We start from the raw sequence: 12,612 nt of genomic DNA on the forward strand, positions 1-12,612 counted from the left end.
TTGCCAAATTGAAACTTCTCACAAGGAAAACAAAAATGTACAGCTATTATAAGGGGATAGTTGCCGATATATATACTCACCACCACCGCCATATTCTTGTTTTGGAAATTAACAACATAGGCTATGAAATCCAAATACCCTATCGTTTCCGTCAACAGTTACAGGCTAACCTCCACAATTTGGTGACTGTCTATATCCATCTGCAAATACGAGATGAGCAACCTTTTTTATATGGTTTTGCTACTATGGCGGAAAGAGATTTATTCCGACAACTTATTGGTGTCTCTGGTGTTGGCGCACAATTGGCTATTTCCCTTCTTGATACCCTAGAATTGGAGAATTTAATCTCTGCTATCGCCACTGGTAATATCCGTCTTTTAACAAAAACCCCCGGCATCGGCAATAAGATTGCCGAAAGAATTATCCTAGAATTGAAAGGCAAACTATCCCTCCCCCCCACTTCCTCCGCCGCCTCCGACTCACCCCCACCCCCTCACCATATTGTTGAAGAGGTGGAGAAAACCCTTTCAGCCTTGGGGTATACCCCCTCGGAAATTCAACAGGCTATTTCTGTTATCACCAAAGATTCTCTCTTACTCAAAAACCCCCGTTTAGAAGAGTGGATTAAAACTGCTATCCAATTTCTATCCCTCAATGCCAACTAATAACCTAACAAAACCACTGCCATTGTATCATTATAAGCCCATTGTCCCCCATTACGGTTTTATTTATAAGCCTCCATTATAGACTAAAATAAAACTCCAGTTACCCCCATTTGGTATTCACCATGGAATCCCAGAAAAATAATAACACCCTTACAGTCCATCTCAACATACCCCAGGATTGGCAAGACAAACTAACCTCTATAGCTGAAAAAAAAAATATAACAATCCCACAATTAATTACAGAAATTATAGGCATTTACTTGGGGTATAACCAAACGGAATTGGAGTTGAAAAACCTTAAACAACAACAACAACAACTGGATTATAGACTGAAGATGGTTGAAATAAAAGCCATGGAAACCGCTAAACTAGAAGAGAGATTCCGTGTCTTGGAAAAACTAGTAGAAAACATCCAAAAACAAATACAAGCAAAACCGAATTCTATCCCCCTTCCTACCCTTTTTCCCGAAGAAAATGATGATGATTCTGTAGATGAACCAGATGAAGTCCTTATTGACTTTTTGGACTAGTCTAGGATAGTATATCACCCCCTTACTCCAGAAATCGAGAAAGAAGATGAGGAATGTCCTGAGAAATATCTTACTAGTATCCCATTCTGATTTTCCTACCAACAGTGCCGTCCATGTGCACCATTTTGCCAATGAATTGGTTAGAATGGGACTGGATTGTGTTGTCGCAGTGCCAAAAGACAAGAATAGCATCCACAGTCTCAATAGAACCAACCTCTACAAGGTTACTCAGTATAATGAATACCAAACCATAACAGACTTTTTTGACAATAAACAACCCCCCGACCTAGTTCACTGTTGGACACCCAGGGAACATGTTAGAATCTACTGTAAGCAACTTTCTCAACATTACAGTTTCCGCCTGGTGGTTCATTTAGAAGATAATGAAGAAGCAGTAACCGCCAGACTGTTACAAAACCCCTCCAGCCAATGGGAAGCAACAGAAGGCAGGAAAATGTCTTCTTGTTTGTCTCACCCCCAACATTCTAAAGAGTTTCTCCGTCATGCCAACGGGGTTACGGTTATCATTGACACCCTACAACAATTAATACCCTACCCACTTCCCCGTCTAACTGTTTACCCCGGCGTCGACACATCCCAGTTTTACCCCCGCCGCAAAAACTCTCAACTTCTCTCCCATTTTTCCATCCCACCCCACGCCACCATTATTTGCTACACCGGCAATGTATATGCCACCAACGTGGCAGAAGTCAGAAGTCTCTATCTAGCCGTCGGCAAACGGAATAGGGAAGGCAAACCCACCTACCTGATACGTACTGGCATCGATTATACTCCCCTTTTGACACCACAAGAGGACTGGATTCGCAAATATCTTATAGAATTAGGCTGGGTGGAGAGAGAAAAAATACCAGAAATACTATCCCTAGCAGATGTTTTAATTCAACCCGGCAAGAGTGATGAGTTTAATGACTATCGTTTTCCCTCAAAAATACCAGAATTCCTGGCTATGGGAATACCAGTAATTCTCCCCGACACCAACATCGCCAAATTTCTAACCCATGGGGAAAATGCCCTTATATTGCCAGTAGTCAATGAAGAAACCATTCCCCCTGCCATCGATTTATTGCTTAACAACCCCTCCCTGCGACAACGCCTAATCAAAGGGGGATTACATTTTGTATACAACTATCTCAACTGGCAGAAAAATACTCGCCAACTCCTTGATTTTTATCAAAGCCTCTTCCCCGACAACAAAAAATTCATTCCCTTGGAAAACTCATTATATCATTCCCAAAAATGCCATGAATCTCACCCTTCACAGGAGCGACAGTTGCCTCTATACTCCCTCAAACTGGGTAATCTGCGGCAGAAACTGCAAATATTCTCCATATTTTCAAGAAGAAATTATTCGGATTGCTGAGCATTTTTAGTTTAAATCCATCTCCCAATAAAATTTTTGCCTCCTTACTATTTATAATTTCAATTCTTCGAGGAAAAACGCTTTTAGCAATAATATGATGGTTAATTTCAACCAGAATATTCATATTTTTACAGTATGTGCTGCTAATTACATACCAAGGGCAAGAGTGTTGGCAGAATCTGTCAAAAAACTACACTCCCAAGTGCCATTCCACCTGTTTTTAAACGATTCAATCCCTCCAAATTTTCCTCAGGATTATGAGCCATTTGATAATATTGTCACCGTCACCCAGTTAAACATACCCAACTTCCCGCAATGGGTATTTAAGCATTCAGTGTTGGAATCATGCACAGCTATTAAACCAATCGCTTTCCAGTATCTATTCCAAAAATACAACTGTCATGGTATCATCTTCTTAGACCCCGATGTAGTAGTTTTCTCACCTCTGGACGAGTTGTTTTCTCATTTCAACCATGCCAGCATATTGTTAACCCCCCACCAACTACAACCAGAAAAAGTACATTCAGCCATTCTAGACAATGAAATTTGTTTTCTCCGCTATGGCACATTTAATTTAGGTTTTTTAGGAGTAAAAAATTCGCCAGAGGGGAAAAATTTTCTCCAGTGGTGGGGCGATAGATGTTATCATTATTGTTATGATGACCATAAGAATGGCATTTACACCGACCAACGCTGGATAGATCTAGTCACCTCCTTTTTCCAAGAAGTAAAGATACTTAGACACCCCGGGTATAATGTTGCCAACTGGAATCTTAGCCATCGCCAACTGCGAGGAGATTTCAACAGGGGGATAACAGTAAACAATCAGCCTCTATATTTCTATCACTTCTCCAACGCCCAAAGAATAATGCCAGAAAAATATAAGCTATACAATGATACCCTCAAATCTCTCCTAAAATGGTACCAAGAAAAGTGTAAGGAGGCTGGAGAGGAGGAATTTAGCCGGATTCCCTACAAATATGACTACTTTGACAACGGCGAGTTAATCACACCAAATCACAGAATTGTTTACCGTCAAAACCCTGACTTACAGCAGAAATACCCCAACCCCTTTGCCGTCGGAGAGAAAGATTGTTACTACCGTTGGTATCAAGAATATGAAAGGGAGAAAAAGAGAAAAGAAAATGAATCTCAATACTGGATTGATAAATTATTGGCAGAATTAAACAAAGCCTATGAAATTGTCAGGGAAAAAGACAAAACCATAGACGGCCTCTATCGACAATTAAATGAGATTATAGCCCAAAGAGAAGAAATCCAAAACCAGCTTCTGGCAATCCAGAAAAGTAAGTGGTGGAGGATTAGAAAAGCATGGCTGAAACTTAAAACAATACTCCCCTTGCCACTCGCTAAGTAGGATTACCTATAACCCTCCCATAAATATCCCATAACAAAAATTGAGATTACTATAAGGGGAGAGGATAATAGGCATAACAAATTCTAGAGTGTATTTAACGCCAAGTGCCGGGAATTTTTGTTACATTAAAACTTAATATTTTGTAATAGTCTGTGAAGAGATGTTACTGGAGAAAGAAACCACTGCTACCCTGCCTGCCACGACAAACAAGGGTGGGAGTCAGAATAGGGAGACCCTAATAGCAGTTTGGGGGATTATAGACGTCAACAGTTGCCCCCACCATTATAACTTCCACCTCCACACCACCTGTTCTGATGGACAACTCACACCAGAGGCGCTAATGGAACAAGCCATTGCCATAGGACTAAAAGGCCTAGCCATTACGGACCATCATACCACAAAAGGGTTTGAAAGAGCCAAACAGTGGCTAGAAAAAGCCGCAACCCTTTACCCCTCCCGCCCATTGCCACAAATTTGGACTGGAGTCGAAATTACAGCTGATTTAAATGGTACTTCCATCCACATTCTTGGGTATGCCTTCAACCCCGAGGATGAAAACATGAAACTTTATCTTACCGGTGAGACTCCAGAGGGAGAATCCGCCAAAGCTGAAAACGTCATCAACACGATACACCTTGCCGGTGGTTTAGCCATCCTTGCCCATCCCTTTCGTTATCGTCGTCGTGGCGAAGAGTTAATTCTTGAGGCTTACAGGTTGGGGATTGACGGCATTGAAGCCTATTATGCCTATGGTAACCCTAACCCCTGGTGCCCCAGTCCCACAGAAACCTCTCTCGCCCTACTCCTAGCGAAGGAATATAACCTGCATACCACCTGTGGCACTGATACCCATGGTTCTAATATTCTAGTCCGTTTATGACCCTCCTGCCAACCCCCTCCCCACCAAAATTTTTCCCTTTTCTCCTTGACATTTTATCCGAGCCGCGCTACCCTAGGGGGGTAGGGAGGACGGCGGGGGAAGTGACCGCCAGGGGTGGCCCTAGGCAATTTATTGTTAAAATAAAATTTCAACTGGGTAGGGTAAGCGAGCAGCAACAAAAGAGAGTAATTGAAAATAAGGAAGAGGAGAAAAGGGAAGAAAAGAAGGGGAAGAGGAGATTTTACCATTGCCATTACCATTTATTATTTTATTCTTCTTCTTCGTCTAGGATCTCAATATCGATAATACGAGGCTCAGAAGAAGACTGGGGGGCATGTGGAGAAGATTGGTGAAGATTTTCAGAGAGAATTTGTTGGACAAACCTACGTGCTTCCTCAGTGGTGATTTTGCCCTTAGCCACCATATCATCGGCTAGTTGCTGTAGTTTTTGAGGGAAGTCGGCTTCCTGGAAAAATTGAGTAGCTTTTTGTCTCAACTCCTGGAGATTTTGATTAACTTCCCCGAGGCTGGCACTAACCTTCTCCACGGCATAGCTGGCCATCCCCACCCCTAGGTAGAAGGCTTTTTCTAAAAAATTTTCCTGCTTATTGCTCATAATAGTTTTGACTTTTTTCTTTAGTAGCTGATGACTTCACAACTCTATTATAATGATAACTAGCGTCAATTATTTAGGGACAAAAAAATAAAACTCTCCAGTGAATTTTCCCTAATTTCAAGTAGAAATTAGCCACAGAATAGAAAAAAAAAGAAAAAGTAAAGAATTGTAAAGGAAATCCCTAGTGTGGGAAAGGGAAGTTGAGTTATATTGAGAAAACAAGTGGAAGAAGAAGGAGAGGCAAAAAGTTATGGAACTGATGATAGAAGACTTGATGGAGCAGTTGGTGGAGTTAGGAGGCTCAGATATGCACATACAGGCGGGGGCACCAGTATACTTCCGCATCAATGGAAAACTGACACCCATTGGGGATGAGCCCCTTAGTCCACAAGAGTGTCAGCGTTTGATCTTCAGCATGTTGAACAACTCCCAGAGAAAAACCCTAGAACAAGAATGGGAGTTAGACTGTTCTTATGGGGTAAAAGGATTAGCCAGATTCCGGGTGAATGTCTATAAGGAGAGAGGTTGTTATGCCGCCTGTTTAAGGGCCTTATCCTCCAAGATACCCAATTTTGAACAACTGGGACTGCCAGAGGTAATCAAAGAAATAATTGAACGCCCCAGAGGACTAATACTAGTAACAGGACAAACTGGGTCAGGTAAAACTACCACCCTTGCAGCCATCCTGGACTATATCAACCGCACTCGTCATGAACACATTTTAACCATAGAAGACCCTATAGAATACGTTTTCCCCAATATAAAGAGTCTGTTTCACCAACGGCAGAAGGGAGAGGACACCAAGAGTTTCGCCAATGCCCTCAGGGCCGCCCTCAGGGAAGACCCAGATATAATCCTAGTAGGAGAAATGCGGGACTTGGAAACTATCTCCCTGGCCGTCACCGCTGCGGAAACCGGACACCTGGTATTTGGTACTCTCCACACCAGTTCCGCCGCAGGTACTATTGACCGTATTGTTGACGTATTTCCTGCCAATGAACAAGCTCAAATCCGGGCAATGCTGTCCAACTCCCTGTTGGCCGTATTCGCTCAGTGTCTTGCCAAGAAGAAAAATCCTAAACCCGGGGAATTCGGCCGCGCTCTTGCCCAGGAGATTATGATTGTAACCCCTGCCATTGCCAACCTGATCAGGGAATCAAAAGCCGCCCAAATCTACTCAGCTATCCAAACGGGGGGCAAGTTAGGCATGCAAACCATGGAACAGGCTTTGGCTAACTTGGCTAAGGCTGGAATCATAAGCTATGAGGAGGGTCTTTCCAAGAGCAATAAGCCCGACGAGTACAAACGTCTCATGGGTGTAAGCGAAGGAGGCATGGTTTCTGCCAAGACTCGCTAAGGGGGTGACATATGGCTACATTTATAGCTCAAGTAAAGGACAGAGCTGGCAATATCCTCGAGGAAAGGGTTATTGCCTCCTCCGAACAGGAGGCCAGACGCATTCTTCAAAGACGCTTTGCCGCCGTCGGCAAAGTGCGACGGGCTGGGATAGAATTGGACTTTGCCAGTCTTGAGGCTGCCCTCAGTCCAGTTTCCGTCAAGGACAAGGCACTTTTTTCCCGTCAGTTCGCCGTTTTAGTCAACGCTGGGGTTGCCATCGTCCGTGCCCTTAACGTTTTGAGTGAACAGGCCACCAATGCCAAATTCAAGAAGGTACTCCAGATTGTTGAAAAAGATGTGCAACAAGGGGCTAGTCTATCTGATGCCATGCGGAAACACCCAGACTGTTTCGACAAACTCTATGTAAGCATGGTGGAAGCAGGGGAGACTGGTGGGGTATTGGACGAGGTAATGAATCGTCTGGCCAAACTTTTGGAAGACATGGTACGTCTCCAAAACCAGGTCAAATCCGCATTGGCCTACCCGGTAACCGTGGGGATTTTTGCGGTGCTAGCCTTCTTGGGGATGACCATGTTTCTTGTGCCCGTTTTTGCCAATATCTTTGAACAATTGGACGCAGAGTTGCCCGGCCTCACCCAATTCATGGTAAACCTGAGTAACTTTCTGCGTAGCTGGAAAATCCTCATCCCCATTGGCACTATAGTAGGTCTAGTGTTTAGCCTCCGCGCCTACTACAAAACCCCAGTGGGGAGAGAACAAATTGACCGTCTGGCTTTAAAGATGCCCATTTTCGGACCCTTGAATGAGAAAAACGCCGTGGCCCGTTTCTGTCGCATCTTTGGCACATTAACCCGTTCAGGAGTGCCTATCGTCCAGTCTTTGGAAATCGCCCAGGAAACCATCCCTAACGTAGTCATCGCCCAAGCCATCGCCGCAGCCAAGGAGTCGGTAATGGAGGGGGGTATGCTAAGTACAGCCATCGCCGAAAAAAAAGTCTTCCCCCCTATGGCTATTCAAATGATGACCATTGGCGAGGAAACGGGGGAATTAGACGCCATGATGATGAAGGTGGCCGACTTCTATGAAGACGAGGTGGAACAGGCAGTAAAAGCCCTCACCAGTGTGATTGAGCCTCTTATGATGGTGCTAATTGCCTTCCTGGTGGGCACTATCCTCCTGTCCATGTATCTACCCATGTTCAAAATATTCGACCAACTGGGTTAAGGCCTTTTACCGTCACTGGGTTTGGGGCGGGGAAACTGAGAGGCGGCCGGGAAATACTTAACCGGCTCATTTTTCAGGGCTGTCAACATAAACTGCCTCCAAATGGGCGCCGCATAGCCTCCACCAGTGACACCCCTCCCCAGACTCCTACGGAAGTCATCATTGCCTATCCATACGGCCGTGGACAACTGGGGCACATACCCCACAAACCATACATCCTTCTCCGCGGATGTGGTTCCAGTTTTCCCCGCCGCTGGCCTTCCTATGTCTGCACTCCTTGCCGTACCATTTTTTATGACATTTTGTAGTGTAGCAGTAAGAGAGGCGGCCGCCCACTCGTTCAATACTAACTTGGGTTTGGGAGTGTTGTCCAAAATGACATTGCCCTGACTGTCGGTAACCCGGAGAATCATGGTAGTGGGAGACTGCCAACCGTTGCTGGCAAAGGTAGCATAGGCCTTGGCCATCTCCATGGGGGTGACGCCAATAGGACCTAGGGGCAGGGAGACTACAGGCGCCAAGGGACTTTCAATGCCTAACACCCGGCAGACTTCTATCACCTTGTCCAACCCTATTCTTTGCCCTAGTACTACCGCAGGGATATTCAACGATTTACTAAGTGCCTCAACAATAGTAACTTCGCCGCCCCCATAGTCACCCCCATAGTTGCGAGGACGATAAAAGCCACTGCCCTCCCGAAACCCTTTTGAATAGTTGGGAATTACAGAGTAGGGAGTGTACTTGCCAGTGGCAAAGGCGGTATAGTAGACAAAGGGTTTAAAAGCAGATCCAGGCTGCCTACGAGCCTGTAAAACACGATTAAATTGGCTCTTCTCGTAGTCTATCCCCCCTACTACTGTCTTAACAAAATGGGTACGAGGATCAATAGCAACTAGGGCAATCTGGTCAGCCCTTACCCCCGAGGCGCGAAGGTTTTGGTGAGCTTTCCTCACAATCAGTTCGGCCTTTTTCTGAAGATGGTAATCGATGGTGGTTTGTACGTGCAACCCGCCCTTTATCAGGACATCTTGGCCAAAACGCTCAATCAACTCCTGTTTGACTGCATCAGTAACATAGGGAAGTTTACTAGTCTGCCAAGCCTTGGGTTTACCCAGCAACAAGGGCGTCTTCTTTGCCTTCTCCGCCTCTTGCTTCGTAATCCATCCCAACTCCACCATCCTGTTTAACACCAGGGCTTGCCTCTCCTTGGCCAGACGATAGTTGACAAAAGGACTGTAAATCTCAGGCGCCTGGATAATCCCCGCCATCATTGCCGCCTCGGCCAAATTTAGTTTAGAAGCCGGCTTGTTGAAATAACTCTGGGCCGCCGTTTCTGCCCCATAATTGTTATGTCCCCAGTAGATGTTATTGAGATACATCTCTAGTATTTCGTCTTTGGTAAAAACCTGTTCCACCCTGATAGCCAACACCGCCTCGGCTAATTTGCGAGAAAAGGCCCTCTTATGACTGAGAAACACGTTTTTCACCAACTGCATCGTCAGGGTGGATGCCCCCTCTACCACCCTTTTACTCTGAAAATTCACTATCATTGCCCTGACGACACTGCTGGGGTTAACACCCTTATGCTGATAGAAGTTACTGTCTTCTATGGCAATCACCGCCAATTTCAAATGGGGCGAAATTGCCTCCAACGGCACGGCAGTCCGATGCTCCTCCCCATGAAACGTAGTCAATAATACCCCCCTTATATCATAAATGTAACTCGTTTGTGATGGAACATATGTTTTTAAAGTTCTCACATCCGGAAGATTGCGAAAACTGATGGCCAGGCCCACTAACCCCCCAGCAATGGCCGATGTGGTGAGCACTGTAAGCCCCAAAATAGTCCCTACGGTGGCACGGGCTACACCTACCAGGAAATTCTGAGAAGCCAGGGGAGAAGAATTATTAGTTTTGCCTTGAATGCGAGTAGATGACACAGTTTTAAATTAGGCCTTTTCAACAGGATTTTTTGTACTAATAGCTCCGTTTAGAAAAAATAATACCAATATGCCCCGCCAAAATAATACCTACGGGCACGATTTTAGCATGAACCACTTATAATAGCTCTTAAACCATTGGAAAAACAAATTATTTTCACCTAAGTGGTAGAAAAATGTTTGTCCTAAAAGGCTACGAGTATTTCTTAGGCTTTCTCATAGTCAGTGCCGCAGTGCCAGCACTAGCCCTAACCGCCTCCAAACTCCTACGCCCCCCCACCGGCGGCCCAGAAAGACGTACCACCTACGAATCCGGTATGGAGCCCATCGGCGGCGCCTGGATTCAGTTCAATATCCGCTACTACATGTTTGCCCTCGTGTTTGTAATCTTTGATGTTGAAACAGTGTTTCTGTACCCCTGGGCAGTGGCCTTTAACGTCCTAGGCCTATTCGCCTTTATAGAGGCCCTCATATTTATAGCTATACTAGTAGTGGCATTGGTATACGCGTGGCGCAAAGGCGCGCTAGAATGGTCATAAATGCCTAACTGAATATAATAGACAAATAACACAGGTAACCGGAAGGAATAACCATGAACACCCCCACTCCAGACTTGGAAACCCTAGAAAGACAGGCAAAAGAGAAAATCCTCAATCCCGCCTCCCCCTACCAGGTGACCCAAGACCTATCAGAAAATGTCATATTAACCACACTAGACGACCTATACAACTGGGCAAGGCTTTCTAGTCTCTGGCCACTACTCTATGGCACAGCCTGTTGTTTTATCGAATTTGCCGCCTTGATCGGCTCCCGTTTCGACTTCGACCGTTTTGGCCTGGTGCCCAGATCCAGCCCACGTCAGGCAGATTTGATCATCACCGCCGGCACCATTACCATGAAAATGGCTCCAGCTTTAGTACGTTTGTATGAGGAGATGCCCGAGCCCAAGTATGTGATTGCCATGGGCGCCTGTACCATCACCGGCGGTATGTTTAGCAGTGACTCCCCCACTGCCGTTAGGGGTGTAGACAAACTCATCCCCGTGGACGTATATATCCCCGGTTGTCCCCCTCGCCCAGAAGCCATCTTCGATGCTATAATCAAACTACGCAAGAAAGTGGCTAACGAGTCCCTTCAGGAAAGAAACAGGGTTAGAAGCCAAACCCATCGCTTCTACTCCACCACCCACCGTCTCAAAGTAGTTGAGCCCATATTGACAGGCAAATACCTGCGTAGCGAGACTCGGCAAAAACCACCAGCCCAAATTGCCGCCGCCATGGGCATGCCCCTAGAAATAGAAACACCGAAGCTTTTAGAAACTACCCCGGAGGCTAGTCAGTCATGACAGAGGAAATCCACAATCAACCTTCCCCTGAAACCCCCAACAAAACCGAAACTGCAGAAATAGTCCCGGCTGGGGTTGTTTCCCAGTGGCTTACCAAAAACGGTTTGCCCCATGAGCCCCTCGAACCGGACCATTGCGGTGTAGAATTAATCAGGGTGGAGCCACAGCATCTTATACCCGTAGCTATGGCTCTCTACAACTATGGCTTCAACTACCTCCAGTGTCAAGGGGCTTACGATTTAGGTCCGGGAAAACAACTAGTTAGTTTCTACCACCTCATCAAAGTGGCAGACAACGTCACCAAGCCAGAGGAGGTGAGAATCAAGGTATTCTTGGACAGGGAAAACCCCAGAGTGCCCTCCGTATATTGGATTTGGCGGGGTGCGGACTGGCAAGAGCGGGAGTCCTATGACATGTTTGGTATAATCTATGAGGGACACCCCAACCTCAAACGCATCCTTATGCCCGAAGACTGGGTAGGTTGGCCATTGCGCAAAGACTACGTCTCCCCCGACTTCTACGAATTACAAGACGCCTATTAATCCCCCTTTCGCCCCCTCCTTTGGGGGTTTCTATCTTTTTACCACGCCGCCTATCTTCTTTTTAATTCTTCCTATCATCCTCTCTACCAACCCTCCACTTAAACTAGGTATGTTACTCTTTTCTACTATTTTTTGATAATTGAAGAAAAAATCAATCTGCTCCAATATTGTCTTTAATCTATCTTCTATTGCCTCTCTTCTATATCTTCGCAATAATTCAGTATTGTCACGAAGTTGCCAGTTTTTTACGGCATTTAGTATTCTATGAACATCGTATTCAAGAGAATAAACCCTAAGTTTTTGACAGTTAAAACCAGGATCTAAATAGTCAGAAAGGGCATCATTAATACTAGAAAAAACTGTACAGCCACAAGCCATGGCCTCTAGGGGAGGTAAGCCAAATCCCTCTGTCAACCCCGTTTGCCACCAATATTCGCTGGAATCGTACAGATATACTTTAGTCTGATTAAACAGGGATGCCAAGTCTTCCACCCAAGAGTCTATTAAAACCAAATTACAATGAGGTTTCAAAGCAGGCACCAGTTTTTCCAAGAGATATTTAGAAGACTTACGTTTCTGGACTAAAACGTCGATGGGCCTATCCTGATGCCGATTCTGATACTCAGGAGAAATCTCGTTGGGCAGGTAGAAAATTAGCGAGTTGGGGGCATGTCTTCCCCAATAGGCCTGAGTGTGTTTGCTTACGGCTATAATGGGCACTTTTGGGGGTAACGTAAATCCGTAACCACTAC

The 12,612-nt window shown here is 45.3% G+C and carries 13 protein-coding genes; 10 read left to right on the top strand and 3 right to left on the bottom strand.

The window, feature by feature from the left end; genetic code table 11:
- Positions 1-35: 35 nt before the first annotated feature.
- The 5 genes from ruvA (at position 36) to IGQ44_00610 (ending at position 4,834) form a co-directional block, all read left to right on the top strand.
- Positions 36-665, top strand: a complete 630-nt coding sequence (ruvA, locus tag IGQ44_00590) for a Holliday junction branch migration protein RuvA (GenBank protein ID HIK36479.1) — start codon at positions 36-38, stop codon at positions 663-665.
- Positions 666-787: 122 nt separating this feature from the next.
- Entirely contained in the window at positions 788-1,195 is a 408-nt protein-coding gene (locus tag IGQ44_00595) for a hypothetical protein (protein HIK36480.1), read from the top strand.
- 46 nt (positions 1,196-1,241) lie between these two features.
- On the top strand, positions 1,242-2,576 hold the full coding sequence (locus tag IGQ44_00600) for a glycosyltransferase (GenBank protein HIK36481.1): 1,335 nt from the start codon (positions 1,242-1,244) through the stop codon (positions 2,574-2,576).
- Positions 2,577-2,670: 94 nt separating this feature from the next.
- The gene (locus IGQ44_00605; GenBank protein ID HIK36482.1) at positions 2,671-3,954 is read left to right on the top strand and encodes a glycosyl transferase; all 1,284 of its coding nucleotides are present in this window, start codon (positions 2,671-2,673) and stop codon (positions 3,952-3,954) included.
- 160 nt (positions 3,955-4,114) lie between these two features.
- On the top strand, positions 4,115-4,834 hold the full coding sequence (locus IGQ44_00610) for a PHP domain-containing protein (GenBank protein HIK36483.1): 720 nt from the start codon (positions 4,115-4,117) through the stop codon (positions 4,832-4,834).
- 268 nt (positions 4,835-5,102) lie between these two features.
- On the opposite strand, the gene IGQ44_00615 is transcribed toward IGQ44_00610, so the two are convergent.
- Positions 5,103-5,450 carry a hypothetical protein gene (locus IGQ44_00615; GenBank protein ID HIK36484.1) on the bottom strand — a complete coding sequence of 116 codons (348 nt, stop codon included), beginning with the start codon at positions 5,448-5,450 and terminating at the stop codon, positions 5,103-5,105.
- Between the two features lie 250 nt (positions 5,451-5,700).
- Here IGQ44_00615 and IGQ44_00620 point away from each other — a divergent pair, with 250 nt between their 5' ends.
- Positions 5,701-6,807: a type IV pilus twitching motility protein PilT gene (locus tag IGQ44_00620; protein HIK36485.1), complete on the top strand. Its 1,107-nt coding sequence runs from the start codon at positions 5,701-5,703 to the stop codon at positions 6,805-6,807.
- Positions 6,808-6,818: 11 nt separating this feature from the next.
- Positions 6,819-8,033 carry a type II secretion system F family protein gene (locus IGQ44_00625; protein ID HIK36486.1) on the top strand — a complete coding sequence of 405 codons (1,215 nt, stop codon included), beginning with the start codon at positions 6,819-6,821 and terminating at the stop codon, positions 8,031-8,033.
- Here the strand turns inward: IGQ44_00625 and IGQ44_00630 are convergent.
- Positions 8,030-9,973: a penicillin-binding protein gene (locus tag IGQ44_00630; GenBank protein ID HIK36487.1), complete on the bottom strand. Its 1,944-nt coding sequence runs from the start codon at positions 9,971-9,973 to the stop codon at positions 8,030-8,032. The genes IGQ44_00625 and IGQ44_00630 overlap by 4 nt on opposite strands.
- A gap of 176 nt (positions 9,974-10,149) precedes the next feature.
- On the opposite strand from IGQ44_00630, the gene ndhC reads away from it, so the two are divergent.
- From ndhC to IGQ44_00645, 3 genes are read left to right on the top strand one after another with little or no spacing between them, the layout of a single operon-like run.
- Complete coding sequence (gene ndhC / locus IGQ44_00635; GenBank protein ID HIK36488.1) at positions 10,150-10,512, top strand: photosynthetic/respiratory NAD(P)H-quinone oxidoreductase subunit C; 363 nt, start codon at positions 10,150-10,152, stop codon at positions 10,510-10,512.
- Positions 10,513-10,565: 53 nt separating this feature from the next.
- Positions 10,566-11,318 (top strand): photosynthetic/respiratory NAD(P)H-quinone oxidoreductase subunit K, encoded by a 753-nt coding sequence (ndhK, locus tag IGQ44_00640; protein ID HIK36489.1) that lies wholly within the window; start codon positions 10,566-10,568, stop codon positions 11,316-11,318.
- A complete protein-coding gene (locus IGQ44_00645; GenBank protein HIK36490.1) occupies positions 11,315-11,860 on the top strand; it encodes an NAD(P)H-quinone oxidoreductase subunit J in 546 nt (181 codons plus the stop codon). Before ndhK ends, IGQ44_00645 begins: the two co-directional genes overlap by 4 nt.
- Positions 11,861-11,890: 30 nt before the next feature.
- Here the strand turns inward: IGQ44_00645 and IGQ44_00650 are convergent.
- Positions 11,891-12,612: glycosyltransferase (locus IGQ44_00650; protein ID HIK36491.1), on the bottom strand; the 722-nt coding region annotated here is incomplete at its 5' end.

It is taken from the genome of Geminocystis sp. M7585_C2015_104 (assembly GCA_015295805.1).
Lineage (GTDB): Bacteria > Cyanobacteriota > Cyanobacteriia > Cyanobacteriales > Cyanobacteriaceae > DVEF01.

Bases quoted from the DNA above. Each gene is read 5' to 3' on its own strand.
- ruvA (HIK36479.1), top strand. From the start codon at position 36: ATGTACAGCTATTATAAGGGGATAGTTGCCGATATATATACTCACCAC.
- IGQ44_00595 (HIK36480.1), top strand. From the start codon at position 788: ATGGAATCCCAGAAAAATAATAACACCCTTACAGTCCATCTCAACATA.
- IGQ44_00600 (HIK36481.1), top strand. From the start codon at position 1,242: ATGAGGAATGTCCTGAGAAATATCTTACTAGTATCCCATTCTGATTTT.
- IGQ44_00605 (HIK36482.1), top strand. From the start codon at position 2,671: ATGATGGTTAATTTCAACCAGAATATTCATATTTTTACAGTATGTGCT.
- IGQ44_00610 (HIK36483.1), top strand. From the start codon at position 4,115: ATGTTACTGGAGAAAGAAACCACTGCTACCCTGCCTGCCACGACAAAC.
- IGQ44_00615 (HIK36484.1), bottom strand. From the start codon at position 5,450: ATGAGCAATAAGCAGGAAAATTTTTTAGAAAAAGCCTTCTACCTAGGG.
- IGQ44_00620 (HIK36485.1), top strand. From the start codon at position 5,701: ATGGAACTGATGATAGAAGACTTGATGGAGCAGTTGGTGGAGTTAGGA.
- IGQ44_00625 (HIK36486.1), top strand. From the start codon at position 6,819: ATGGCTACATTTATAGCTCAAGTAAAGGACAGAGCTGGCAATATCCTC.
- ndhC (HIK36488.1), top strand. From the start codon at position 10,150: ATGTTTGTCCTAAAAGGCTACGAGTATTTCTTAGGCTTTCTCATAGTC.
- ndhK (HIK36489.1), top strand. From the start codon at position 10,566: ATGAACACCCCCACTCCAGACTTGGAAACCCTAGAAAGACAGGCAAAA.
- IGQ44_00645 (HIK36490.1), top strand. From the start codon at position 11,315: ATGACAGAGGAAATCCACAATCAACCTTCCCCTGAAACCCCCAACAAA.